The sequence below is a fragment of the Streptococcus sp. OMI750 genome, from assembly GCF_047463895.1.
Classification (GTDB): domain Bacteria; phylum Bacillota; class Bacilli; order Lactobacillales; family Streptococcaceae; genus Streptococcus.
On record NZ_JASHCZ010000002.1, the window covers coordinates 67,009 to 93,784 of the forward strand.

22 protein-coding genes and 1 other annotated feature are annotated in these 26,776 nt (G+C 42.7%); of the genes, 4 read left to right on the forward strand and 18 right to left on the reverse strand.

The window, feature by feature from the left end:
- Positions 1-191 precede the first annotated feature (191 nt).
- From pheT to trpX, 5 genes are all read right to left on the reverse strand, one after another.
- Entirely contained in the window at positions 192-2,597 is a 2,406-nt protein-coding gene (gene pheT / locus QM830_RS04900) for a phenylalanine--tRNA ligase subunit beta (RefSeq protein ID WP_414325827.1), read from the reverse strand.
- A gap of 157 nt (positions 2,598-2,754) precedes the next feature.
- Complete coding sequence (locus QM830_RS04905) at positions 2,755-3,270, reverse strand: GNAT family N-acetyltransferase (RefSeq protein ID WP_343093240.1); 516 nt, start codon at positions 3,268-3,270, stop codon at positions 2,755-2,757.
- A gap of 2 nt (positions 3,271-3,272) precedes the next feature.
- Entirely contained in the window at positions 3,273-4,319 is a 1,047-nt protein-coding gene (pheS, locus tag QM830_RS04910; protein ID WP_343093241.1) for a phenylalanine--tRNA ligase subunit alpha, read from the reverse strand.
- Between the two features lie 313 nt (positions 4,320-4,632).
- Entirely contained in the window at positions 4,633-5,052 is a 420-nt protein-coding gene (locus QM830_RS04915) for a chromosome partitioning protein ParB (RefSeq protein ID WP_414325828.1), read from the reverse strand.
- A 78-nt stretch (positions 5,053-5,130) separates the two neighbouring features.
- Positions 5,131-6,132, reverse strand: coding sequence for a tryptophan ABC transporter substrate-binding protein (gene trpX / locus QM830_RS04920; protein ID WP_414325829.1), 1,002 nt, complete (start codon positions 6,130-6,132; stop codon positions 5,131-5,133).
- Between the two features lie 132 nt (positions 6,133-6,264).
- Positions 6,265-6,497 (reverse strand) — a binding site (T-box leader).
- Positions 6,498-6,648: 151 nt separating this feature from the next.
- Here trpX and QM830_RS04925 point away from each other — a divergent pair.
- Positions 6,649-8,310 carry an NFACT family protein gene (locus QM830_RS04925; RefSeq protein WP_414325830.1) on the forward strand — a complete coding sequence of 554 codons (1,662 nt, stop codon included), beginning with the start codon at positions 6,649-6,651 and terminating at the stop codon, positions 8,308-8,310.
- A gap of 36 nt (positions 8,311-8,346) precedes the next feature.
- On the opposite strand, the gene budA is transcribed toward QM830_RS04925, so the two are convergent.
- From budA to QM830_RS04940, 3 genes are all read right to left on the reverse strand, one after another.
- The gene (gene budA, locus QM830_RS04930) at positions 8,347-9,063 is read right to left on the reverse strand and encodes an acetolactate decarboxylase (protein WP_414325831.1); all 717 of its coding nucleotides are present in this window, start codon (positions 9,061-9,063) and stop codon (positions 8,347-8,349) included.
- Positions 9,064-9,130: 67 nt separating this feature from the next.
- A complete protein-coding gene (locus QM830_RS04935; RefSeq protein WP_414325832.1) occupies positions 9,131-10,363 on the reverse strand; it encodes a tetratricopeptide repeat protein in 1,233 nt (410 codons plus the stop codon).
- Complete coding sequence (locus QM830_RS04940; protein ID WP_414325833.1) at positions 10,353-11,528, reverse strand: AI-2E family transporter; 1,176 nt, start codon at positions 11,526-11,528, stop codon at positions 10,353-10,355. Before QM830_RS04940 ends, QM830_RS04935 begins: the two co-directional genes overlap by 11 nt.
- Positions 11,529-11,693: 165 nt before the next feature.
- Between QM830_RS04940 and QM830_RS04945 the strand changes: the two genes are divergently transcribed.
- The gene (locus QM830_RS04945) at positions 11,694-12,704 is read left to right on the forward strand and encodes a lactonase family protein (protein ID WP_414325834.1); all 1,011 of its coding nucleotides are present in this window, start codon (positions 11,694-11,696) and stop codon (positions 12,702-12,704) included.
- Positions 12,705-12,777: 73 nt separating this feature from the next.
- The gene (locus QM830_RS04950) at positions 12,778-12,963 is read left to right on the forward strand and encodes a hypothetical protein (RefSeq protein WP_009731358.1); all 186 of its coding nucleotides are present in this window, start codon (positions 12,778-12,780) and stop codon (positions 12,961-12,963) included.
- 102 nt (positions 12,964-13,065) lie between these two features.
- Here the strand turns inward: QM830_RS04950 and eno are convergent, their stop codons facing one another.
- Positions 13,066-14,370, reverse strand: a complete 1,305-nt coding sequence (eno, locus tag QM830_RS04955; protein WP_414325835.1) for a surface-displayed alpha-enolase — start codon at positions 14,368-14,370, stop codon at positions 13,066-13,068.
- 211 nt (positions 14,371-14,581) lie between these two features.
- Between eno and QM830_RS04960 the strand changes: the two genes are divergently transcribed.
- Positions 14,582-15,034 (forward strand): DUF1694 domain-containing protein, encoded by a 453-nt coding sequence (locus QM830_RS04960; RefSeq protein WP_009731360.1) that lies wholly within the window; start codon positions 14,582-14,584, stop codon positions 15,032-15,034.
- 42 nt (positions 15,035-15,076) lie between these two features.
- Here the strand turns inward: QM830_RS04960 and QM830_RS04965 are convergent, their stop codons facing one another.
- The 9 genes from QM830_RS04965 to QM830_RS05005 all read right to left on the reverse strand — a co-directional run bounded on the left by QM830_RS04965 (position 15,077) and on the right by QM830_RS05005 (position 26,730).
- Positions 15,077-16,192 carry a glycerate kinase gene (locus tag QM830_RS04965; protein WP_414325836.1) on the reverse strand — a complete coding sequence of 372 codons (1,116 nt, stop codon included), beginning with the start codon at positions 16,190-16,192 and terminating at the stop codon, positions 15,077-15,079.
- Positions 16,177-16,845 carry a phosphoserine phosphatase SerB gene (gene serB, locus QM830_RS04970; RefSeq protein ID WP_414325837.1) on the reverse strand — a complete coding sequence of 223 codons (669 nt, stop codon included), beginning with the start codon at positions 16,843-16,845 and terminating at the stop codon, positions 16,177-16,179. The genes QM830_RS04965 and serB overlap by 16 nt, the downstream gene beginning before the upstream one ends.
- 113 nt (positions 16,846-16,958) lie before the next feature.
- Positions 16,959-18,683: a septation ring formation regulator EzrA gene (gene ezrA / locus QM830_RS04975; protein WP_414325838.1), complete on the reverse strand. Its 1,725-nt coding sequence runs from the start codon at positions 18,681-18,683 to the stop codon at positions 16,959-16,961.
- 86 nt (positions 18,684-18,769) lie between these two features.
- The gene (gyrB, locus tag QM830_RS04980; protein WP_414325839.1) at positions 18,770-20,719 is read right to left on the reverse strand and encodes a DNA topoisomerase (ATP-hydrolyzing) subunit B; all 1,950 of its coding nucleotides are present in this window, start codon (positions 20,717-20,719) and stop codon (positions 18,770-18,772) included.
- Between the two features lie 12 nt (positions 20,720-20,731).
- On the reverse strand, positions 20,732-21,295 hold the full coding sequence (locus QM830_RS04985) for an HAD-IA family hydrolase (RefSeq protein WP_414325840.1): 564 nt from the start codon (positions 21,293-21,295) through the stop codon (positions 20,732-20,734).
- A 165-nt stretch (positions 21,296-21,460) separates the two neighbouring features.
- On the reverse strand, positions 21,461-22,012 hold the full coding sequence (locus tag QM830_RS04990) for a DJ-1 family glyoxalase III (RefSeq protein WP_414325841.1): 552 nt from the start codon (positions 22,010-22,012) through the stop codon (positions 21,461-21,463).
- Positions 22,013-22,027: 15 nt separating this feature from the next.
- A complete protein-coding gene (locus tag QM830_RS04995) occupies positions 22,028-23,257 on the reverse strand; it encodes an FtsW/RodA/SpoVE family cell cycle protein (protein WP_414325842.1) in 1,230 nt (409 codons plus the stop codon).
- A gap of 33 nt (positions 23,258-23,290) precedes the next feature.
- Positions 23,291-24,271, reverse strand: a complete 981-nt coding sequence (locus tag QM830_RS05000; protein ID WP_414325843.1) for a YeiH family protein — start codon at positions 24,269-24,271, stop codon at positions 23,291-23,293.
- Positions 24,268-26,730: a bifunctional DnaQ family exonuclease/ATP-dependent helicase gene (locus QM830_RS05005; protein WP_414325844.1), complete on the reverse strand. Its 2,463-nt coding sequence runs from the start codon at positions 26,728-26,730 to the stop codon at positions 24,268-24,270. The genes QM830_RS05000 and QM830_RS05005 overlap by 4 nt, the downstream gene beginning before the upstream one ends.
- Positions 26,731-26,776: the final 46 nt, after the last annotated feature.

A 26,776-nucleotide genomic window follows, 5' to 3' on the forward strand; every position in this document is an offset into this window, starting at 1 on the left:
TTTTTCTTTTTGACAAGTATATTTTACAAAAAAATAAAAATATTTGTCAAAAATAGAAGGATGGTTGACATAGATATTTTGAGTACTTAAAGGAATTTCTTTGTTCTTATAGGGTTTTAAGGCCTATAACTTGCAAATCCTGGAAGAAAAAAACAGCTGAGAAATTCTCAACTGTTTCATGTTTTTTAGATTTAGCGCACTTCTGCGTCGACTTTTTCTTCAAGGGAAGCTTGAATTTTTTCCATATAGCGAGCGACTTCTTCGTCAGTCAAGCTATCTTCTGGATTTTGGAAGGTCAAGCTGTAGGCCATAGATTTCATTCCAACACCTAGTTTTTCACCTGAGAAGACGTCAAAGAGTTTGATGTCTGTCAAACGTTTCACGCCCGCAGCTTGGATGGCATCGACCACTTCTTGGTGAGTCACTTCTGCTTTGAGGAGAAGAGCGATATCACGGCTGACTGCTGGGAACTTAGTAATTTCCACAAAGGCTGCTGCTGGTTGAAGGGCTTCTTCAATAGCTGAAAGGTTGATCTCAGCTACATAAGTTTCTGGAATATCGTAAGCCTTAGCCGTCACAGGGTGCACTTGACCGAGGAAACCGACTACTTGATCACCAAGTGAGATCAGGGCTGTACGTCCTGGGTGAAGACTCTTGATCTCTTGCGTTGCTGTATAGGTCGCTTCAAGACCCAAGCGAGCAAAGAGGGCTTCAAGGATTCCCTTAGCATAGAAGAAGTCAACTGGAACAGCTGCAGTTTGGAAGTCTTTTTCAGCGACTAAACCTGTCAATGCAAAGGCAAAGCTGTTGATTTCATTTGGCAAGTCTTCTTTTGGATTACCTGTTTGTTCAAAGACTTTTCCAATCTCATAAAGAGCCAAGTCTTTGTTCTTACGCGCTACGTTGTAGGCAACTGTATCAAGGATACCAGAAACCATATTTTGACGAAGGACTGAACGATCCACAGTCATTGGCCACATGAGCTCCGTTAAGTTACTTGGTGCAGTCGTGAACTCCACTGCTTTTTCAGGAGTTGTCAGTGCATAGGTGATGATTTCTGTCAATCCAGCACCTTCTGCAATGTTACGAACTTGACGACGGAGTTTTTGTGTCGCTGTCAACTCACCGGCTGTCCCGTCATCTTTTGGAAGACTGGTTGGCAAGCGGTCATAGCCATAGATACGTGCGATTTCCTCAAAGAGGTCCGCTTCGATAGTGATATCCCAACGGCGACGAGGGACGCTGACAGTAAAGCTTTCAGCATTTCCAGAAAGGCCAAATCCAAGGCGACGGAAGACATCCTCTACATCCGCGTAGGAAAGCTCCGTACCAAGAACACGGTTAACGTCTGCAAGAGTAGAAGAAACTTCTACATCAGAAGTATCCAATTCACCTGCTGAAACAATACCTTTACGAACAGTTGCTCCTGCAAGTTCAGCAATCAGGCTTGCTGCCGCATCAAGGGCTTCATTAACGGTTGCCACGTTGATGCCTTTTTCAAAGCGAGAAGAAGATTCTGAACGAAGGTTGAGGCGACCACTAGTCTTGCGGATTGATTTACCATTGAAGACAGCGGCTTCAAGGACGACACGGCTAGAGTTTTCAGAGATTTCTGTAGCCTCTCCACCCATGACACCTGCAAGGGCTACTGGTTTGTCAGCAACAGTAATCACTAAATCAGTTGTTTCCAACTCACGCTCTTCCCCATCCAAGGTCACTAATTTCTCACCAGCACGTGCTTCACGTACACGGATGTCAGTCCCTTCAAAGGTATCCAAGTCAAAGGCATGCATAGGCTGACCAAAGTAAAGCAGGATATAGTTGGTCACGTCGACGACATTATTAATGGGACGGATGCCTTCGTTCATGAGGAGGTTTTGCAACCATTGTGGACTTGGTGCGATGGTCACATTGTCCAAGATACGAGCTGCATAGTAAGGAGCCTTGTCTGTATCAATGCTGACAGAAAGAGCATCCACTGCAACTTGGTCTGTTTCTGTTAAAGTAAATTCTTTGAAGTTGACTGCCTTGTCATAGATAGCTGCTACTTCGTAAGCTACCCCACGCATAGAAAGAGCGTCTGCACGGTTAGGTGTGATAGAAAGCTCGATGATTTCATCATCCAAGTCGAGGTAAGAGAAAACTTCTTCACCTGGAACAGCTTCTTCTGGCAAGATTTGGATGCCATCTGCAAATTCTTTTGGTACAACGGAGTCAGAAATCCCCAATTCACCAAGTGAACAGATCATTCCGAGTGACTCTAAGCCACGGATTTTCCCTTTTTTAATCTTGTAGTTATCCGCGATACGGGCACCCGGAAGAGCCACCATGACCTTGATGCCTGCACGCACATTTGGCGCTCCACAGACGATCTGACGGGCTTCTTCTTCACCCACATTGACTTGGCAGACATGAAGATGTGTTTCGGGTACATCTTCACAAGACAAGACTTCTCCGACGACAATTTTTGAGAGACCAGCAGCAGGTGATTCCACACCTTCTACTTCGATCCCTGTGGTTGACATTTTTTCAGCCAACTCTTGTGATGGTACATCAATGTCCACCAATTCTTTTAACCATTTATAACTAACTAACATATGTAAGATACCAAGGGCCATGTAGAAATCTAGATGACTTTCCTAGATTTCCTTAAGCCCTAGTTTAGATCCTTTCATTTTGTGTTTTCCAGCTCGAGGCTGGCTTAGGTAGGTCTAGTAACCTCCCCTTCTCTAGAATAGAAGTTTCTTGTTCCTTCTAGATCAATTTCTTTCTCAACAACCAGTCTGTATCCACGGTATCTCCGGTTATATACTGGTGTTCACTAAATCGTTCAAAACCAAAGCGGTAGTAAAAATCTTGCGCCTTAAAATTACGCTCCCAGACACCTAGCCAGGCCCATTCAAAGCCACGGCTCTTGGCTTGATCCAGCGCAAAGGTAAACATTTCCTTACCGAAACCAGCCCCATGAAATTCCTTTTTGACATAGATCCGTTGAATCTCAAAGGACTTGTCCATCTCTACTGGCTCGGTCTGCGCTTGACCCCAGTTGATCTTAAGAAAACCACAGATTTCTTGACCTTCATTGAGGACAAAATAGGTTTCGGATTCTGGATCTAGCAGATCCTTCTCGATTTGCTCCAAAGAGAGCACCGTGGAAAAGTAGTCTTCCAAATCTTTCTCAACAATATAGGGACCGAAGGTATCCCGGTAGGTCTCCACCTCTAGGTCACGTAAGGTCTGTACTTGATCGATTTTTACTCTAACTAACATGATTATTTAAACTGTTCTGAGAAGCGAACATCTCCTTGATAGAAGCCACGGATATCATTGATTCCATAACGAAGCATGGCTACACGCTCCTGCCCAAGACCAAAGGCAAATCCTGAATAGACGGTTGCATCAATGCCACTCATTTCAAGCACGCGTGGGTGAACCATACCGGCCCCCATGATTTCGATCCAACCTGTCTTCTTACATACATTACATCCCGCTCCACCACATTTGAAGCAAGAGACATCGACCTCAACAGATGGCTCTGTAAATGGGAAGTAAGAAGGACGCAGACGGATTTGGCGTTCTGCACCAAACATCTTTTGCACGATCAACTGAAGCGTTCCTTGAAGATCTGCCATAGAAATATTCTTCCCAACGACCAAACCTTCGATCTGATGGAACTGGTGGCTGTGGGTCGCATCATCTGTATCCCGACGGAAAACACGCCCTGGAGAGATCATCTTCAAAGGTCCCTTGCTAAAGTCATGCTCATCCATCGCCCGCGCTTGAACTGGAGACGTGTGGGTCCGAAGCAAGATTTCTTCTGTGATGTAGAAGGTGTCCTGCATATCCCGCGCTGGATGATCTTTTGGAAGATTCATGCGTTCAAAGTTGTAGTAGTCTTTTTCGACTTCAAAGCCATCTACGACTTGATAGCCCATCCCGATAAAGATATCTTCGATTTCTTCACTGGTTTGGGTCAAGATATGACGGTAACCACTAGCAACCGGACGACCAGGAAGCGTCACGTCGATACTTTCACTAGCCAATTTAGCTTGGACTTTCTTTTCTTCCAAGAGTTTAGCTGTTTCTTCAAAAGCTGCGGTAAGGACATCACGGGCTTCATTGACGTGTTTTCCGATAACCGGACGCATTTCAGCAGAGACATCTTTCATCCCTTTAAGGATTTCAGTAAGGGAACCTTTTTTCCCAAGGACAGAGACGCGTAACTCTTGCATCTCTTTTTTATTTTCAGCAGAGATCTGCTTCAAAGCTGCCAGCGTTTCTTCCCGAAGCGCTTTTAATTGTTCTTCAATCGTTGACATATTTCCTCCATCATGGTCTTCACTCAGACATTGAAAAAACCACGCGCCACACCCATATTCGGAGCGTTGACACGCGGTACCATCCGTCTTTTATCTGAAACTCAGACCTTAATTTCTAAATCCTTGCGCAAGTGAATTCACTCAGCTTTCATGCAAAGAGCTTTCAGTCACGGCTCTTCTCCCTGTTGCACTTCCCTTGAGGTACTAGTCTTGCAGATTTCTATTCAATTACGTTCTAGTTTATCAGATTTTTAGTTAAAAAACAAGTTAGATGAGACTAATTTCAATAGACAAAGAAACAAGACGCAGGGCATTATTTATTTGCCTTGTCTGTTTCATCTGCTTTCCCTTTCAATAGAAGAGTTGCTGCTTGGTTAAAACCATCACACCAGTTATACCATTTTGCTGCATACTCATCTTGAGGTAAGATATGATGTTTTAAATCCAAAACAGAGTCTATCTTTCTTTCCTCGCAAGCTTGCGCATAGAGAGCATACAAGGCATCGCCACCATCTCTATCAAACTCAGCAGAAATCGTATCCCGACCTGCCAATAAAGCCTGATAAGCCCTGTGATGCCCGTCTGTAATCAAGAAGCGATTTCCAAATGTAAGAATACTAATTGGATCCATATTGATGATTTCTGCCGACTGATCAAGCATCTGGATAGCTTGCAACTTCTTTTCTGATAAGTATAGTTGGGTCGGATGAAGATCCGTTAGCTTGACTTTCATTTCTTTCCCCTCAAAGGTCCCGATTAAAAGACCTATCAAAGCCAAATTCTCCTGCCACTCTTGTGATTCGTTTTCTTTTTATTTAATGACTTGTCCAGCATCTTTCAAGACAGATTCTGGAATAGTAATGCCCAATTCATCTGCGACTTTTTTATTGATGACAGATTTTCCTTGGCTAAAGATTTCAACAGGTGTGTCTGCAGGTTTTTGACCTTTCAAGATCTTGGCAGCCATTTTACCAGTTGCTACCCCAAGATCATGTTGGTCGACAACGACTGAAGCAAGGCCACCCGCTTCTACCATGGCTGTCGCACTTGGGAAGATTGGTTTTTTAGCTGTTTTGTTGGCTTCAACAACAGTTGAGAAGGCTGATGCGATGGTATTATCGATTGGAACCCAGATGGCATCGACTTTACCAGTCATGACAGAAACTGTTGAAGCAACTTCGTTTGTTGAAGGTACAGAGTAAGGAATCACCTTGAAGCCTGCTTTTTCAGCCAATTTTGTAAATTCTTCTACTTGAGATTTAGAATTGTCTTCACTGGTTGAGTAAAGGGCACCGATTGTTTTCACGTTCGGAGTCAATTCTTTGATCAATTTCAATTGTTGCTCCGTTGGATTGTGGTCAGATACCCCTGTGATATTGCCACCTGGTTTTTTCAAATCTTTGACCAAGTTTGCACCGACTGGATCGGTGATGGCTCCCATGACAATTGGTTTGTCTTTGGTTGCACTGGCCAAACCTTGAGCAGATGGGGTTGCGATTCCAATCAAGACTTGGTTATCCTTGTCTACCAATTGTTTACTCATAGTTGCAACTTTATTTTGGTCCCCTTCTGCATTGAGGAAATCAATGTCCACTTTGTCCTTGTCATAACCTTCTTCAGCCAAACCATCTTGAATTCCCTTGTAAATCAAATCAAGCGAAGGGTGGCTGACCAACTGCAAGACGCCTACTTTAGCCTTTTCATTGCTAGTTGCTACCTTGTTGTCCTTGCCTGCTGTAGCTGAATAGATCGCTGTCCCAATGACTGCTGCTGCAATCAAACCAATAATTCCCATTAACCGTTTATTTTTCATTTTACTACCTCTTCTATTTTTTCATTTTCTTCTATTTTTCATCCTCTAAAGAATGCGACGCCATCGTTTCTTCATATCTTTTCTCCCTTCTCATCTAAAACAAAAAAACACGCCCACACATAGCAAAAGCTATGTGAGGACGTGTCATCGCGGTGCCACCTCACTTATGGGAAAAGGATAGTCTCTCCCCATATCTCTGTCTTGTCTAGCAACAAGTTGCACGATAAGGTGTGCCAACCGAATTTTTATTGTTTCAAATTCATCTCATCATTAGTCCAATTTCATAAACTGCCGCTACCCACTCTCAGCAACCGTGGGCTCTCTTGAAACTTTCATTTACTACTTTTCTAATTTCTTACATTTTAAAGTTTTCTTTCAAAAATGTCAATACTTTTTCAGTATTTTTTTTGGAAACGTTCGCATTTTCTATTCTACATCCTCTTGCTTCTTTCTAGGATTTCCGATCTATTTTTGATATAATTTACTAGAATAACAGCTAGAATGATGAGGAATCCCATGTCTTTTGATGGATTTTTTTTACACCATATGGTGCAAGAATTGAAGGCCCAACTCTTGAGTGGTCGCATTCAAAAAATTAACCAACCCTTCGAGCAAGAATTGGTGCTCCAAATCCGAGGCAATCGGAAAAACCAAAAACTCTTGCTCTCTGCCCATTCTGTCTTCGGGCGAATCCAACTGACCCAGACCAACTTTGAAAACCCAGCCTTTCCCAATACCTTTATTATGGTCATGCGCAAGTATCTTCAAGGCGCTGTCATTGAAGGAATTGAGCAATTGGACAACGACCGGATCCTCGAAATCCGTGTTTCCAATAAAAACGAAATCGGTGATGCTATTTCCGTCAGCCTCATGATCGAAATCATGGGCAAGCACAGCAATATTATCCTCCTGGATCGCACCAGCAATAAAATCATTGAAGCCATCAAACACGTCGGCTTCTCACAAAATAGCTATCGGACCATTCTCCCTGGATCAACCTATGTAGCTCCTCCGAAAACCGACGCGGTTAATCCTTTTACAATTGGAGATGAAGCCCTATTTGCCCTTCTTCACAAGGAAGAACTAAGCCCTAAGAACCTTCAAAAATGTTCCCAAGGGCTTGGCCGAGATACGGCTCAAGAATTGGCCAAGAGACTTGAGACGGATGAAAAATTAAGAACCTTCCGTGCCTTTTTCCAAGCTCCAACTGAGCCTCGCTTAACAACCAAATCCTTCTCAGCTATTCCCTTTGAAGATGCCACTAGTCAAACTTTTGAGACACTTTCAGATCTACTGGATGACTATTACCGAGACAAGGCTGAGCGCGATCGGGTGCAACAACAGGCCAGCGAATTGATCCGGAAGGTCGAAAACGATCTTGAAAAGAACCGAAAAAAATTAGGTAAACAAGAAGCTGAGTTAGCAGCGACCGACAATGCGGAAGAGTTTCGCCAAAAAGGGGAATTACTGACCACCTTCCTCCATCAGGTACCCAACGACCAAGATCAGGTTGTCCTAGACAATTACTATACCAACGAACCGATCACCATCCAACTCAACAAGGCACTAACCCCCAACCAAAATGCCCAACGCTACTTCAAGCGTTACCAGAAATTAAAAGAAGCCGTCAAACATTTAACCTTCCTGATTCAAGAAACCAAGGAGACCATTTCCTATCTCGAAACGGTTGAAACAGCCCTTGCCCTAGCAAGCCTTTCTGAAGTCGCTGAGATCCGAGAAGAGCTGATCCAAACTGGCTTCATCAAACGACGCAACCGAGAAAAGATCCACAAACGCAAAAAACCAGAGAAGTATTTAGCTTCTGACGGGAAAACCATTATTTTAGTCGGGCGCAACAATCTCCAAAACGATGAATTGACCTTTAAGATCGCTAAAAAAGACGAGCTCTGGTTCCATGCCAAGGATATCCCAGGTAGCCACGTCGTCATTACAGGAAATCTCGATCCAACGGATGAAGTGAAAACCGACGCTGCAGAATTGGCCGCCTACTACTCCAAGGCCCGGCTGTCAAATCTAGTCCAAGTCGATATGATCGAAGCTAAGAAACTCAATAAACCAACCGGTGGAAAACCTGGCTTTGTCACCTATACCGGCCAGAAGACCCTGCGGGTTACTCCGGAAGAAGAAAAAATCAAAGCCATGAAACTAGCTGATTGATTTCAAAAATAAAAGGTTGAGCATCGCTCAACCTTTTTATTCTGCTTTATGAATGTCTTGTCTCACTTCATCAACATTGAATTTGGCAAAGAGGTACTGACGGTCTTGGACTGGGAAACGTTGATCCAGCTGATCGATAGCCCCCACCTCTACAATCCCTTCTGAGATGACAAAATCCATCACATGGCCACCAAAGGTGAAATCATCTGAAATAAAATGCAAATGATAGCCGGCCACGCTGACACCGTGGAAAATTTCTGGGGTCCAAAAACCGACGATGGTTCCTGTCACGTTTTCCCGTGTATACTCTGGCTGATGGGTTGCTACTTCCGCAAATTTCATCTCTGGTGTAGATTTTGGAATCATACGGACATGCATCTTGGCAAAGTCACCACGAATCTTGATGGAGCGAAAAAGATTCTCCCCATCGTAATAAGACTCAATGCGCGCTTCTAATTCCTCATCCGTCATTTCAAAGCGTTGCCGAAAAATCACTTCTGCCTGGTGAGGAACTACGGCTGCATATGGAACCTTGGCATCAGGAGAAACTTCGACAATTTCAGGATGGTCGCCAGAGCCCTTGGCCTGATATGCCTTACCATCTAATACGATCAACTCTCCATCAATAGAATCCAGAGTCCCAATTCCCAGATCTCCATGTTCTAAAAGCTCACCAATCGTAAATGAGCCCCCATAAAGACCTGCCATCAGGGCACCCAAAGTATTGTATTGAAAAAGTTTCACCGGTTCCATGTTTCTCTCCTCATTCTATCTTCTACCAGTATACCATAAACTGTTCCGAAACTTTACTACTTGGTTTTCATTCAAGGCTATCATAGATGGATTGCATTTGCACATCATCTGGAACAATCGCCAAATAGTGCTTGGCCACTTCACGCGCCCGCGTCACATCTCCAGCTTCACGCAACACATACACATAGGCTTCCAGAAATTCTGGATTATCCTTTAAGTCCTCGTAGAGCTCTTGGTAGGCTGAAACGGCCTCTTCTGTTTTCTCTAAGGCAGCCAAAGCACGTGCAATGTTCCATTTGGTCACAAGGTTTTCGACTTCTTCTGTTTGCCAAGCTAGGACTTCGTCAAACCGTTCCTGTTCTATATAAAGCGTCGTGAGGCGAAGAACAATCTCTTCCAGGTCATCCGCCACTTCTTTGGCTTCTAACAGGTAAGCTTCCGCTTGCTTAGGCTGGTGAAGTTCATATGAAAGCTGAGAAGCAAGGAGCTTCAATTGGGCATCAAATGGATTCTTCTGAATCCCTTGTTTAGCAATCTCAAGCGCTTTTTCACGGTCATTTTCAGCCTGTAAAGCCAAGGCATAACCATACTCATAGCCCTCAAAATCAGGCGACAAGGTATCAATTTGTTTGTAGTAGATCAGGGCTTTTTGAAATTCTTCTTGGTCAGACAATAAGGTCGCTAATTCGTAAGCAATCTGGTCATCAAACTCAATATCCAGAGCTTTCTCTAAGAAGGGAACAGCAGCTTCAAATTTACCAAGATTGGCATAGGCAAAACCGATCCGTTGATAGGTAGAAATTCCTGTCGCTTCCAAAATTTCTCGATTGTCCAACTGGGCATACTCTTGAATAGCCTCTTGGTAGCGTTCCAATTCCAGATCAATTTCAGCTAGCCCTAATTGAATGATGGGATCATCCGACAGACTGGCTGCTTGGACTAATTTTTCACGCGCCACATCGGCTAAGCCTTCCAGCTGATACAGGTCCGCCTTAACCAACAGACTCGCCACATACCAGTTTGACTCAGGGCCAATTTCTTCTAAGTAAGCAAAGGCCTCTTCCATTTGACCATCTTCAGCAAGAATGGTTGCCAAACTCAGATATACCTCCGGATAGGTTGGGGCAATTTGTTGATAGATTTCTTTTGCCTGAGGGTAAAAACCGATGCTCTCAAGGTATTGGCCCAAATCCAATAAGTCTGCAGCCTCATCCTCGATCAAGGCCTTTTGAAATTGAATTTCAGCCTCTTCCAACTCTTGTATTTCGAGAGCCTCTACCATTCGTTGACTATGATTCACTGTGTTTTTCCTCTACTAATTCATGATTTTCTTCATACAAGCCACTGACTACCTTGTACCATTCAAAGATGGCTCCAATGACAACCTTAGCGGATGCATAGACTGGAATCCCAAGAAAGACTCCCCAAATTCCAAACATAGATCCTGAAGTCAAGAGAACAAATAAAATGGTAATCGGATGAATATTCAACTGACTGCCCAAAACCAAAGGCGATACAAAACGTCCTTCAATAGTTTGCTCCACGGCAAATACAATCAAAACCTTGATAAACATCTCCGGTCCTGCCACCAAACCTAAGACCATAGCAGGCAACATAGCCAAAAAACTACCTAAGTAAGGGATCAAATTCAAAATCCCCGCAGAGATCCCAAGTGTCACTGCATAGCGCAAGCCAATGATTTTAAAGAAGAGGATAAACATTATCGCTACAACTATGGCTACCGTAATTTGTCCTCGAACATAGTTGGAGAGCTGGGTATTGACATCTGAGAGAACTTGTTCAGCTGATTTCCGAATCTTAGTTGGCAAAAAACGAACAATATGACCCTTTAAATTTTTTCCATCCCGAAGAAGATAAAAGACAATAAAAGGCATGATGATCAAGGCAACAATGACTTGAGATGCCACTCCGATCAAGTTGCTGACCCAGTTGACCGCCCGACCAGAGATAGAACTACCCCAAGAAGTAATATTAGCAGACAGTTCCTTGGTGATCTCATCCAACTGGGGTTTAATATCAGAGGAGACGCGGTTGTCTAGAAAATCATCGATGGTCGCATTGGCCTTCTCTAAATAAGTTGGTAAATTATGAAAGAAACTAATGACTTGTCGTTGAACAGCTGGAATCACGACGGCTAGCCCCCATACCAAGAGGACTGCAATCAAGAAAAAGACGAAGGAAATCGCAAAAATCCGCTTGATTCCTTTTCTTTCAAGAAAGTCGACAATAGGGTTGAGCAAGTAATAAAGCAAGCCAGAAATAATGACTGGCAGCATGACGGCTCCTGCAAACTCAAAAATCGGTATAAAAATAAAGGTAATTTTACTCAAGACCAAAAGATTCAGACCCAAGAGCAAGGTAACTAAAAACACGGTGATGGCCTTATTGTCTAAAAACCATCTAAAAAACCAGGACATACTAAACTGTTTTTCTTTATTATCCACAGGGAACTCCTTTTCATTTCAATCTGTTTCTATTTTAGCATTTTTTGAGCGTGAAGTTACGAAAAAACTTGTAAAATAAGAAAGACCTCTCCCTTCTTCAACTAGCAATTGCCTTCCAATAGGACCTTTGATATAATAAACCTAACAAATCATACGAGGTGACCTATGTCTCAATCTATTTATTTCGGAACCTATACCAAAAAAGAATCCAAAGGAATTTACAAGGCCGCATTTGACCCTGAAACAGGATCATTGAGCGATCTTAAACTCCTTGCAGCTGAGCCCAATCCAACCTATATCGCTTTTTCTAAAAAAGGGAACCTTTATAGTGTAGGAGCTGAAGATGGCAAAGGAGGGATTGCTAGTTTTACAGCCGATTTTCAACCGCTCAATCACGTTGTTGAAGACGGAGCACCACTCTGCTATGTCTCTGTCGATGACAAACGTCAACTGGTTTATGGGGCAAACTATCACAAGGGACAGGTTCTCGTATACAAACAAGAAGCTGATGGTAGCTTAACCTTTGTCGATCAAGACACTCACCAAGGAAGCGGTCCTCACGCCAACCAAGCCAGTCCGCATACCCACTATGCCGATCTGACTCCAGATCAGTACCTGATCACGTGTGATCTAGGAACCGATAGTTTACATGTCTACGATCTTAGCGAGGAAGGAAAACTAAGGCTGATCAATCAGTATCAAACAGCACCCGGTGCAGGACCTCGCCACCTTGTTTTTCATCCCCATTATAAGACTGCCTATCTGATCAATGAATTAAACGCTACCATTGACGTGCTCTTCTACGATGGAATGGGAGAGTTCGAACATTTCCAAACCGTCTCTACTCTTCCTTCCGACTACGAGGGACAAAAATGGGCAGCAGCCATTAAACTCTCAGCTGATGGAAAATTCCTCTACGCTTCTAACCGGGCTCATAACTCGATCGCTGTCTTTCAAGTTTTGGCAGATGGCAGCATCGAACTGATTGAAATTGTTCCAACACATGGACTCAATCCACGCGATTTCACTCTAAGTCCGGATCAAAATCATCTGATTGTAGCCCATCAAGATTCACCAAATGCTACTATCTTCAAGCGCGATCCTGCTAGCGGAAAGTTGACCCTTTTATCCCACGACTTCTATGTTCCAGAAGCTGTTTGTACCGTTTTTCGTTAAGTCGTTTTAGTTGTCAAACCTCTAAAAAAATGATTAAATAGTGATAAAATAAATAGTTTATAGGAGAAACCTCATGAACCCAATGGATCTGTTTAACCAAGTCAAAGAAATGATCGAAAAGAAAGATTTCGATGCTGCAAAGAAATTTGTGGATGACAATAAAGATAACCTTGGAGACTACCTTGAACAAGCCAAAGGGCTTGTTTCCGGAAACGAAATGGTTAGCGGTGCCTTGGACAAAATCAAAGGCCTATTCTAATAGATCTACTCCTCAACTAGATAGTTGAGGAGTTTTTCTTTGGCTCGATAACAAAAAGATCCTAGAGAAAACTCAAGGATCTTTTTAGTCTAGTAAACTAGCTTATTTTTTCAAGTTGTAGAATGATTTCAATCCACGGTATTCAGCTACTTCACCAAGTTGATCTTCGATGCGAAGCAATTGGTTGTATTTAGCGATACGGTCTGTACGTGAAAGTGAACCAGTCTTGATTTGTCCTGCGTTTGTTGCAACTGCGATATCAGCGATTGTTGAATCTTCAGTTTCACCTGAACGGTGTGATACAACGGCAGTGTAACCAGCTTCTTTAGCCATTTCAATAGCTTCGAAAGTTTCAGTAAGTGTACCGATTTGGTTAACTTTGATAAGGATTGAGTTAGCAGCACCTTCTTGGATACCACGTGCAAGGTAGTCAGTGTTTGTTACGAAGAAGTCGTCACCAACCAATTGGACTTTCTTACCAAGACGTTCAGTAAGAGCTTTCCAACCTTCCCAGTCGTTTTCATCCATACCATCTTCGATAGTGATGATTGGGTATTTGTTAACCAATTCTTCAAGGTAGTCGATTTGTTCTGCAGATGTACGAACAGCAGCGCCTTCACCTTCGAATTTAGTGTAGTCGTATACTTTACGTTCTTTATCGTAGAATTCTGATGATGCACAGTCAAATCCGATGAATACGTCTTTACCTGGTACATATCCAGCAGCTTCGATCGCAGCAAGGATAGTTTCAACACCATCTTCAGTTCCTTCGAAACGAGGAGCGAATCCACCTTCGTCACCTACGGCAGTTTCCAAACCACGTGATTTAAGGATTTTCTTAAGAGCGTGGAAGATTTCAGCACCGTAACGAAGAGCTTCTTTAAATGTAGGTGCACCAACTGGCAAGATCATGAATTCTTGGAAAGCGATTGGAGCATCTGAGTGAGAACCACCGTTGATGATGTTCATCATTGGAGTTGGAAGAACTTTAGTGTTGAATCCACCAAGGTAGCTGTAAAGTGGGATTTCAAGGTAGTCAGCAGCAGCGCGAGCTACAGCGATAGACACACCAAGGATTGCGTTTGCACCCAATTTACCTTTATTAGGAGTTCCGTCAAGAGCGATCATTGCACGGTCAATAGCTTGTTGATCACGTACATCGTAACCGATGATTGCTTCAGCAATAATGTTGTTCACATTGTCAACCGCTTTTTGAGTTCCAAGACCACCGTAACGAGATTTGTCACCGTCGCGAAGTTCTACCGCTTCGTGTTCACCAGTAGAAGCTCCTGATGGAACCATACCACGTCCATGAGCACCTGATTCAGTATAAACTTCTACTTCAAGTGTTGGGTTACCGCGTGAGTCTAGGACTTCGCGAGCGTAAACATCAGTAATAATTGACATTTCTTACTCTCCTTATTGAGTTATATTTTTTACTCCTCTATCATATCGTAATTAGGCTATTTTTTCAAGAAAAAACAAGGAAAACATCGAAAATTGAGAAGTTTTTAACAAGAAAACGGTTCCAGTTATAGTTTCACCTTCATTTTCATAGCTGATTTAATTTTTTTGAATTCTTCTACTCTTCCGCTTGGCTTTATGCTATACTTAGCTTATGACAGATATTAATAAAACCATTTTAGAAAAAGCTGCAGGCCCTAGTCGGTTCAATCCTGATGAACAGCGTCGATTTTTGGAAACCTATGAGGAGCGCGTGATTGCTTCATGTACCTTGGTGGAGGCAAGGGAAAGTAAGTATCTGGAGCATTACTCGACCATCCTTACGGAGATTTCCGAGCGCTTTGATCCTGTCTTGGTCAAGATTTCTCCTGCCCTAGATGAAAGCAGCCAACTCCAGTATTTGAAAAAGACCAAGGACCTCGGTCTGGTTGCCAGTATCGTTTCAGATGACTGTCGCCATTCACCATTTGGTTTCATCATTCATACCGACCACCCATCTGGAATAGATCCAACCGATCTCCGTCTCCAGTATCCAGATCTCTTTGAAAAGAAGCAGGAAACTTCTGCTCCAGAAAAGAAATCATTTTGGAAACGCCTCTTCGGCTAAAGAAAACCAATTGAAAAGGGAAGCCCCTCTTTCAATTGGTTTTTAGTTTGTTTTCATTTTTAAAAGATTGCCAATATTTCGAGCACAGGAAATGAGATTGCTCTCTGCTTGTGCAAGTGCTTCTGTCACCTCACAAGGCCCTGTTAGGATAGAGAAAGCAGCATCAATGTGATGACTTGGAAAAGCTGGTAAATCTGAGGCTAGAGCTCCGCAAATTGCAAGGACTGGGATCTGGTCTGGGGTTCTTTGAGCAACCCCAACAGGTGCTTTTCCGGAGAGTGACTGAAGGTCCATCCTGCCTTCCCCAACGACGACCAGATCTGCTTTTTGCACTATGCGATTAAAATCAATTAAATCCAGACTCTTCTCAATTCCTGAAGAAATCTGCCCTCCTGCAAAGGCAACCAAACCAGCTGCCATGCCCCCGCCAGCACCAGCTCCCTCTATAGTTAATATTCGTGAATCTACTAGCTGATAAAACTTTTGCATGGCCTGATCCACCGCTGGAAATAGAAGAGGATTTAACCCTTTTTGCCCTCCAAAAATATAGGTTGCTCCTTGACTACCACAGAGAAGATTGGTCACATCTGTTAAGACTTGGAGATCAATCTCTTGTAGCGCCTTGGGAACCGCACTGGTATCTATTCTAGCCACACGACCGAGTGAAGCACCTACAGGACGAAGCAAATGACCTTGCTCATCATAGAAAGCTACACCTAAGCCAGCAGCCATTCCGATGCCACCATCATTGGTTGCAGAACCGCCAATTCCCACACAGATCGTTTTGATCCCTTGATCAACTAACTGCAAAATGAGTTCACCAATTCCTCTTGTTTCCAGTTCAAGAGGATTTCGTTTTTCAGCTGGAATAGAGGCTAAACCGACAAGAGAGGCCATTTCAAAAAAAGCCATCTGGTCCCTTTGATAGTAGGGCATTGAAACAGGCTGTCCAAATGGACCCGTCACTTGAGTGTGGTACTCAGTTAAATTCAGAACTCCAGCGAGAGTATCCATGGTCCCTTCGCCACCATCCCCGATAGGAAGAAGGTCAAAGGTAGCATTTGGTAGGGCTTCTTGAAACCCCTTTTTTAAGGACTCTGCTACTTGTTTAGCAGATAAGGATTCTTTAAAGGAATCCGGTGCTAGTAGAATATGCATCTTGTTTCCTTTCCATGCTTGTCTAGAATCTCAAGAACAAGTCTTAAATCCCTTGTCTCAATCCGATAAGGAGCTAGTCTTGACACGATTGGCTTGGCCATAAAGGCAATCCCCATTCCGGCAGTCTTTATCATAGGAAGATCATTGGCACCGTCCCCTATGGCAATGGTTTGACTTGTTTGAACATGATAGTCTCTAGCCCAGGTCAAAAGGGTTTCTTTTTTCTTCTCGGGCGTGACAACTTCACCGAGCACTTTTCCTGTCAAACGGCCATCAGCAACTTCCAATCGATTGGCTTGGACGAGATCAATTCCTAGAGACTGAGCGATGGGATCAATGACTTCATGAAAACCACCTGAAACCAAACCGATCTTGTATCCTCTTAGACGAAGTTCGGTGATCAAATCACCTGCCCCTCTTGTTATATCTATCTGCTCCAAAATTTTTGGAAAGACGGAGGTCTCCAAGCCCCTCAAAAGCTCCACTCTTGCGTGTAAAGAGGTAGCAAAATCCAAGTCTCCATTCATTGCACCTGCTGTGATCTCTGCCACTTTTTCTCCCATATCAGCTGCTTGAGCCAGTAGATTAATTCCTTCTTGTCGGATCAAGGTTCCATCTACATCCATGACAAGGAGTCCTGAAACTTTCTTCATTTTTTCCCTCTCTTTACTTCTCCCTTACTATACAAAAAGAGGTAGCAAATTTCAAGTTTCAAGAGTAAGCTAATCAAAAAAAAAACGACCTTCAAACAGGTCGTTTTCTATCCTTAGAAGCGAATTTGCTCCCGCGTTTTTTCATATGAAGTAACAAAGCGGTCAGTTACTCCTGCTTCTACCATTTCCAAAGCATCTGAGATGACTTTGAAGGAAGCCGCATAATCGTACTCTCTTTCGAAAATATATAGCGATTCGTCAAAAGCCGCTTGTACATGATCATCAAATGAACGGTAACGATTCGAGTATTGCAATAATTGCTCTGTCAACGTCGCATTTTGCACAATTCGATAAGCCGCTTCTTCCAATTCATTCATATCATTTGTTAGGATATCCAATAAACGGTTGGTTGTTTCAATATCGACTTTTTCGCCTTCCAATTCATTCATCAATGCTTCAGTATTGTTACTTGCTGTGAAGAAAATTTCTAAGAATTCTTGAGGAATTCCTGGCAAGTTTCGCTTATCCATGTAGCGTTTGATCGCATGCAAACGGTTGGCATAGATATTAACCTTTTGGCGAGCATTGGCATCGTCTTTTTCAATTTTTGAAAGGGAATTGCTTAAGTTGATTTGTTCATCTTCAATTTCTTTCAAACGAGCTTCAATCGCTTCTAATTCCTCTTCAACGATGGAATAAGCTTTTTGTGTTTCAGATGAATCTTTCAAAGCATCCTCCACCACATCTTCTTGTGAAGACAATTCAACTTCCAACTCTTTTAACTGTTGGCTAAAGGCTTCATTCAAGACAAAGGTTTTACCAAGACGTTCTACTTCCGTTGCAAGGTTTTTATTGTTTTCTTTTGCATGGTTCAAATAACCAGGCAATTGTTTCACTAACTTCTTGACAACTTTTTGCGATTCAATCTCACGGGTAAAAATGTGATACAAAGCATCGATCTCTTCTTGAATTTGCTCATTTTCGTAAATGGCATTGTCCAATTCAAGAGCTGATACATTTGCCATGTTATTCTTCAAAGAAGCATGCAATTGTTGGAAGCGAGATTCAATATCCGTTTCAGTAAAATGATAACCAGATTCTAAAAGCTTGCGGTAGCCACTTTCCAAATCTTCCAATTGATCCGGAAGTTTTGATTGAAGGGCTGTGACAATTTCTGGTACCCGCTCTACAATTTGTTTTAAAGCAACAATATGATTTTCAGCAGTATCAAGAATTTCAGCAGCCTCAACAGGGTCCCCTGAAGAATTCAGAGTGACAAATTGTGAAAATTCAGATTGAATATTCCCAATTTGCTTTTCAATTTCAGGAAGAGCACTACCATAACGATCTGGATTCGAAGTAACTTCTTTTTGAAGTTCCTCAAACATATCTAAGGCATGGATAACACGACCGCTATTCTTTTGCTCTTGCTCTTTCAGATCTGAAAGGGCTTGGCGAATCGCCTTGATATCCTCCTCGATTAATTGGATCTGACTTTCGATATTGTCAATGGCTTGTTTGGCCTTCATGAAACGGAAAGAATTATTATAACCTTCTGCTTCAAATAGATTGTTTTCAATATCAGCAAATGAATTCAAGGATAAGTCTACCCATTTTTGATTCCATTCACGAAATGCCACTTGACTTTGACCAATCAAATGCATGTTTTTGACCGCCTCTACTTCATCGTTGACCGGAAGGTTGTATAACTTTTCTTTTCGTTCTTCCAGTGCTGCCAGTAAGGCTTCATTTCTTTTTCTCAAAATCACTGCAACCACATATCCTACAATCAAGATAAGGGCTACAATAAAGATGAGAGCAATTAGTCCACTAGACATATAAAAACTCCTTCATCGTATTACTTGAGCGTAATCCCTGTAATTATACCATAAAATATCCATTAATGGGAAGTGTTCAGTGAATTTTATACATCGAGAGTACTATATTCAGCGTTTTCTTCGATAAATTCACGACGCGGTTCTACTCGGTCCCCCATCAACATATCAAAAATCTTATCCGCTTCGGCAGCATCATCTACGGATACGCGTGCCATCAAGCGGTGTTCAGGGTTCATGGTTGTTTCCCAAAGCTGGTGATCATCCATTTCCCCAAGACCTTTGTATCGTTGAATCGTTGGTTTTGAGCGACCTTCTGAATAGCGTTCCAAAGCGGCAGCTAACTGTGCTTCTTGGTTTGCACCCGGTTGGATATATTCTTTGATTTCACTACCGACTTTTACACCATAGATTGGTGGTTGAGCGATGTAAACATATCCTGCCTCCAAAACTGGTTTCATATAGCGATAGATCAAGGTTAACAGAAGGGTTCGAATATGAGCGCCATCGACATCGGCATCTGTCATGATGACTAATTTTTGATAACGAGCTTTTGATACGTCAAATTCTGCACCAAAACCGGTACCCATAGCGGTGAATAAACTCCGGATTTCTTCATTGGCTAGAATTTTGTCCATGCTAGCTTTTTCCACGTTGAGGATTTTCCCACGAATAGGGAGAATCGCCTGGAACTCTCGGTTTCGACCTGATTTTGCAGATCCTCCGGCTGAATCCCCTTCGACGATAAAGAGTTCTGTTTCTGCTGGGTTGTTTGAAGAACAATCTGCCAATTTACCAGGAAGGTTTGAGATTTCTAAACCAGATTTCTTGCGGGTCACTTCCCGAGCCCGCTTAGCAGCGACCCGAGCCTTAGCTGCTAAAATCCCTTTTTCGACGATTTTCTTAGCAATTTGCGGGTTTTCTAATAGGAAATCAGAAAAGGCATCACTAAAGAGTCGGTTGGTAATTTTTACAACTTCTGAATTCCCAAGTTTGGTCTTGGTTTGTCCTTCGAACTGTGGGTTAGGATGCTTGACCGAGATCACTGCTGTCAACCCTTCCCGAACATCTTCCCCAGTTAGATTGTCTTCGTTTTCTTTTAAGAGCTTATTTTTCTTGGAATAGTCATTGATGACGCGAGTGAGGGCTGTACGGAATCCCTGCTCATGGGTTCCACCTTCATGGGTATGGATATTATTGGCAAAACTCATGACGGTTTCGTGATAGCCGGTTGTGTATTGCATAGCTACTTCAACCGTAATATCATCCATTTCGCCATCTGTGTAGATCGGTGTTTCAAAGATAACATCCTTGTTTTCATTGATGTATTCTACATAGCTTGAAATACCACCCTCATAGTGGTAATCTTTCGTTTGCTCCTGCCCTTCACGCTTGTCCGTGATCGAGATGCGCAAGCCACGATTCAAGAAGGCTAATTCTTGAATCCGCTTGTTCAACTTGTCAAAGTCAAATTCAGTGGTTTCTGTGAAAATTTCTGGATCTGGAATAAAGTGGACGGTTGTCCCTGTTCGATCGGTCTCTCCAATGATTTTCAAGTCATCTACAACATGGCCTCGACGATACTCTTGGTAATGGATACTGCCATTTTTGTAGACACGAACATCCAGTGACGTGGACAGGGCATTCACGACGGAAGAACCTACCCCGTGTAGACCACCAGATACCTTATAGCCACCACCGCCGAATTTTCCTCCTGCGTGAAGTACGGTAAAGACGGTTTCGACAGCAGGACGACCTGTCTTTTCTTGGATATCCACTGGGATTCCCCGTCCATCATCGACAACCGTGATGGAGTTATCCGCTTCAATAAAAACTTCAATATGGCTAGCAAAGCCAGCCAAGGCTTCATCAATCGAGTTATCTACGATTTCCCAGACCAAGTGATGGAGACCTTCTTTTGAGGTAGATCCGATATACATCCCCGGACGCATCCGCACTGCCTCTAGTCCTTCCAAGACCTGAATTTGACTGGCATCGTATTCTTGTGCTTGAACTTCTTGCTGTTTATCCTCTGTCATAATTTCCCTTTTCTATTCAAATATAAACTGGTGTAAGTGGGGCATGGTATCAAATAAATAAGTTGTGAGACCTGCTGCCTTTCCAGCTTCTATATCGATCGGACGATCTCCGATAACCAGGCCGTCTTGGATGCCATATTTTTCCTTCAAATAAAGCATAGAGGCTGGATCTGGTTTGCGAGGGAACCCCTCGTCTGCTGTTACAATCTCCGTAAAGAAAGACGCGATACCCGTCTGATCAATGAGGGTCAATACTTGGCGATCCCGATGGGATACCAAAAAATGACGACCTCCTTGTAATTCAATCTCTTCTAGCAACTCTTTCGCTCCCTCAAACAGGACCGGTTCTTGCAAGGCGACGGCTTCTTTTTTCTTATATTCTGTACGAAATTCAGAGATATGAGGTGCAAAGGTAGCAATCGCATCCTGTGTTGAGATTTTTAATGCTGCATAAACAGAATCATGATCAGCTTGGATGTGAAAGTCCTTCAATGTCGCTACAAAGGCATTTGTGGACATTTCGTAATTATCCAACAGCGTCCCACCAAGATCCCATATAAAATCATGATAATTCATAGTCAATATTATACCACAAATGGACAAAAAAAATAAGCCAAAACCCTCATTTAGGGGGGATTTTAGCCATTTTTTACCTTCGTTTCATTTTACATCAAAGAGAAGGCATTTCCTAGCAGAAAATGCCTTCTCTCCCTTACAAAAACTGTGGCCCAAAGCACATTTTTAGGCGTCTCCAAAGACGTCTTGGTAAAGCATCCCTTGGCGAAGACTCTGGGCGTCTCCTCCAAAATGGTCTACCAAGGCATAAGCCAAGGCTAGGGCAGTTGAAGGACCACGACTGGTTAGAAGGTTGCCATCCTTGACGACTGTCTCCTTTAGATACTGTCCGTCTTGAATCTCCTCTTCAAAGCCATCGTAACAGGTATAGTGTTTATCTTTTAAAAGACCGGCACGCGCCAAGACAATGGGAGCTGCACAAATCGCAGAGATGGTTTTTCCTTTGCTACTTTCTTCTTGAAGGGCTGCAATCAATTCTGGATTATCCCGTAAATTCGCTGCTCCTGGCATTCCACCTGGTAGAAAGACCCCATCATAATCTGACAAATCTCCATTCCAGAGACGGTCTACTTCCACCGAGATTTGGTGAGAGCCTGTTACAGTCTCTTCCATGCCAATAAGGTCACAATCAATCCCTGCACGTCTCAAAACATCGACAATGGTCAAAGCTTCAATTTCTTCAAATCCATTTGCTAAAATAGTCGCTACTTTTTTCATCTTCATTCCTTCTTTCTATTGCGCTCCTTTAAGGATGACTTTTTTACGGATCGGCACCTGCTCCTTTGGCTCTTTCTTTTTGCTACTATGATTGTAAATCGAGAGAACCAGACCAATACCGATCAGGTTACTAATAATAGAGGAGCCACCTTGAGAGATAAAGGGAAGGGGAATCCCAGTCAATGGCAGTAGCCCCGTCACTGCTCCAACATTTTCAAAAATATGAAAGACCAACATCATAATAAACCCAATGGAAATATAGGTATAAAATTGGTTATTGGACCGTAGAGTGATTTTTAAAATTCGGTAAATTAAAGCTACATAAAGAATCAAAAGCAGGAGAGATCCAACAAAACCGAAGTCCTCTGCTACTACTGTAAAAATCATATCGCTTTCCCGAACAGGGACCAACAAATTGGAGACATTAAATCCTTGTCCAAAGAGACCACCGCTAGCAATAGCCAACTGTCCTTGGGCTTGCTGATAGGTTGTTGTTTGGGCATAATCAAAGGGATTTAACCAGGCAACGATCCGATTCATTTGGTAAGTAGGCATCCCTACTTGCTGGTGAAGAAAAGCACGGCCACCTTCTGATAAAAAGAGAAAGAGAAAGCCTGCTACGCCACCCGCTACAAGTAAGATCACCGGAAAAATAATTTTCCAGGAAACTCCTGAAACCAGCACCAAGCCTGAAAAGATGGCTAAGAATACCAAAGCCGTTCCCAAGTCCTGTTGTAAAGCCAGTAAGACAAAAACAGGAATCGTATAAACGATCAACTCGAGGATCAAAAACCAATCTTGTCGCAACCAGCGCTCACGCCCTTTGTTTCGTTGTAAAAATAAGACAATCGAGCGTGACAACATCAGAATAAAGGGAATCTTCATAAATTCTGAAGGCTGAAATAAGGTAATATTGCCATAAGCCACCCAGTTTTTAGCCCCTGTTGAAGCCACCAAGTTGGGATTATAAAAAACAAGAGGAAGAACCATCAAGGCCAAACCGAGTAGATAGAGAAAGGGAGTGATTTTCCAAAGAAATTTTGTGCTAAAAATCGTCACAATGAGGCAAATAAGAACTCCTAGACCAATCCAGGCCAATTGTTGTCCCAAAAAAGGCCAGACCCATTGGGGATAATCGTGAGAAACCGCGACATAAACAGATAAGATCCCAATCAGGAGAAGAATAAGGACAATCGTAATAATCGAATAATCCAGGTGTACCTTCCAGTACTGCTTTTTCTTCATTCACATTCCTTTCTAAAAAGGTGATAAATTCAATTAATAAAATAACATTTGTAGAATCAAGCTATATCCTGCCACAAAAAACCAAGCTATCAAGCCAACTAAAAGAGGAGCTGCTCCAGCAGCGCGGAACTGTTCCCAAGAAACCTTACTGCCGATTCCAACCAAGGCCATAGCCATAAAGAGATGAGAAAGGTCCTTTAGGTAAGGAAGGACTACCTTAGGAACCACGCCGATAGAAGATAGAATGGAAGCCACAATAAACCAAATGATAAACCAAGGAATAATTTGTTTCACCATTCCTTTGTTACCTTCCTGGTACTGACTCCGATACCATTTTAAACCGATCATGCCCAAACAAACCGGCACGATCATGAGAGCCCTTGATAATTTTACAATCGTCGCCATTTCACCAGCCGCTTTACTGTAGGAAAAGGCTGCCGCTACAACAGATGATGTGTCGTTAATAGCTGTCCCTGACCAAAGGCCAAATTGAAAATCAGACATGTGCCATAAATGACCTAATAGCGGAAAGATAAAGACAGCCAAAATGTTAAAAAAGAAAATGGTTGACATGGATAGAGCAATTTCCTCTTCATCTGCTTCAATGATGGGCGCGGCGGCAGCGATAGCTGATCCACCACAAATAGCTGTTCCAAAACCGATTAAGGTTCGTAAATGAGATTTCAGATGAAAGACTTTCCCAAAGATCACAGCAGCAAGAAAGGCAACCGCAATAGTGGGCAAACTAATCTTTAGGGAAGAGACCCCTGTAGAGGCAACCGTCGCAATAGGCAAGCTAAAGCCCATGAAGATAATCGAATACTGCAACAATTTCTTACCGGACCAATTGAGTCCTGGCCGCGACGTCTCAGGCAGGTCTACCAATTCATTGAGGACAATTCCTAAAATCAAAGCAAAGACACTTGAGCCAATGATGGGAAAGAACTTTCCCAAAAACATAGCGCCCAACGCTAATACAAATGCAATTGCAAGTCCAAATCCCTTATTTTTCATTCTCTATTTTCCTTTTTGAAAAAGTTGGCTGTTTGCTCAACAAGTCGTTCTCTCAATGTCGTGTGAAGGGGCAATACCTGTTGCAAGCTATCTAAAATTTGTTTTCCATATCGTTTGATCACCACTCGCTGGTCTAATAGGAGCACTAAAGATTCCTGTTCTTGGAAACGACTGGTTCTCCCAATGGCCTGCTTTAGTCTCAAAATCGCGACTGGCAGACTATAGTCATAAAAAGGGTTCTTCCCCTCTTGTCTGAGTTGGCTATTTACCTTTTGAACCATATAGTTTTTAGGATTATCAAAAGGCAAGCGCGTGATGATTTGAATCACTTCTCTTTGTTGGGAAAAATCGACTCCCTCCCAGAAGCTTCCTGTTCCCAATAAAATCGTACTCTCTCCACGATCAAATCGTCGTTTAATATTGGCTGCATCCCCATTTCGGTACTGGGCCAAATGAGGAAACTTCAAAGCAGCTGAGGTCTCCAGTAATAATTCTTTTGAAGTGAACAAAAGAAAGATTGGTTTTCTAAGAGGAAGCAACTCTTCGATCAATCGACTGATTTCAATTGCATACTCTGATGAAGACAGGGAAACCACATCTGGAAAATCAATTGGTAGGAGCATTGCCTGGTGTTGCTTTAACTGGGTTGGAACCTGGTAGATTTGCTGCTCTTGGTAACCTAATAGAGAAGGCAAATCCACCTTTTTACTGATAGCGATGGTCGCTGATACAAAGAGCACGGGCACTTCTTCAGGAACAAAATCCCTAAAGGAACATAAATCCTCAACTCCTGCATGAAGATGAAGGAGTTGGTGGCTATCGACCACTTCTTTATCTATCCAAAAGGTCTGGTAGCGCTCATCAAATAATTCTCTTAGTTTCTCTAAAGAGTCGTTTTTTAATTCCGATACATCTTGACGTATTTTGGCCACCGTTTGATCGGATAAAACTGCCGTTTTTCCTTGCTGGATTTCTTTGGAGCAGGCATTTAACTCAAATTGAATACTCTCCAACAAACGCCGTTGCAGAAGATCTTTCTCCTCCTCAATTGCGTGTTGCAGGCTCATTAGAAGAGATTGCAAGGTCTCTTCTCTCTGTGAAAACTGCTCCAAAGCAAAGAAGAGTTTTTGTGCTTCATCCACAACCAGGGCAGTCTCTTGAAGCAGACTTTTGTCATCTTCTAGGCGGGTTAAAAGATAAGCATGATTGGTCAGAATCACCCGGCTAGTTTTTACTTTTTCCTGGCCAAGACGCCAGAAATCTTCCTGATAAAAAAGTGAATGCTTCGACAATTGGCCATCGTGACTTATTTCAGAGACAAAATGGGCATGACGATAAAGCTGGCCAATCTCACTTAACTCTCCTGTTTCTGTCATGGTTAGCCAAACCAACAGTTGCATCTTAAAGCGTCGGATCATCCGATTATCTGAATCACTCTGTAAGGTCTCATAAAATTTATCAAGTTGGATGTAATCCTTTGGACTTTTCAGGCTATGAAAGGGGATTTGGAAAAGATCCTGAATAGCCTTTCCTTCCTTTTTCATTATTTGATCCTGAAGAATTTTAGTCGGTACACTCACAAGGATACGCTTAGAGGTTTTGGACAATAGCGTTAACAGATAGGCGTAGGTCTTCCCAATTCCTGTCGGAGCCTCTATAAAACTGGGAAGAGGCTGATGCAAACTTTCCTCGAGATAAGCCACAAATTGACTCTGCTCCGGATAAGCCTCCAATCCCAACAACTGCATATTGAGTTCAAATTGTTCAGATAAATGGTAGCTTTCCAGAAACTGCTGTGGCTTTCGCAAATAGAGTCCATGAACTTCGAATAAATGAGACGGCAAAAAGAGGCTACTGTCTTCAAGTGCATCTTCTATCAACAGCCGTGATTCATAAATCAAACAATCTGCCATCGAAAGGAGGTTCTCAATCAATCCTCTTGGTAAGCTCGCAATTTTTTCTCTTAACTTCAACAGCAACTGGGCTGTTGCCATAGCATCCGCTAGGGCAGAGTGAGCATGATGCAAGTCAATTTCCAGTTCAGTCGCAAGTGCTCCTAAATTGTAACGTTCCAAAGTAGGATAGAAAATTTGAGACAATTCGACCGTATCAATTCGAGGAGTGGTTAGCTCAAAGCCTTCCCAAAAGAGGGCTTCTGCCAATAAATTCGCATCAAATTTGACATTATGGGCCACAAAGACGGCATCTTCTATTAACTCAAAAATTTCTTTTGCCACTTGTGCAAACTCTGGAGCTTTTCGCAAGCGAGCATCTGTCAGGCCAGTCAATTGTTTGATGTGGTCATCCAATCGTTCATGGGGATTCACATCCGTCTCATAGGATTGAGTGATCCCGCCATCTTCAACGATGACAATTCCAACCTGAATGATCTTGGCATTGCTTCCAGCACTGGTGGCTTCCAGATCCACAATGGCGTATTTCCGTTTCTGTCTTGTCATAGTACTTAAAATTATATCACGTTTGAGCAAGCTCTGCAGATTTTTT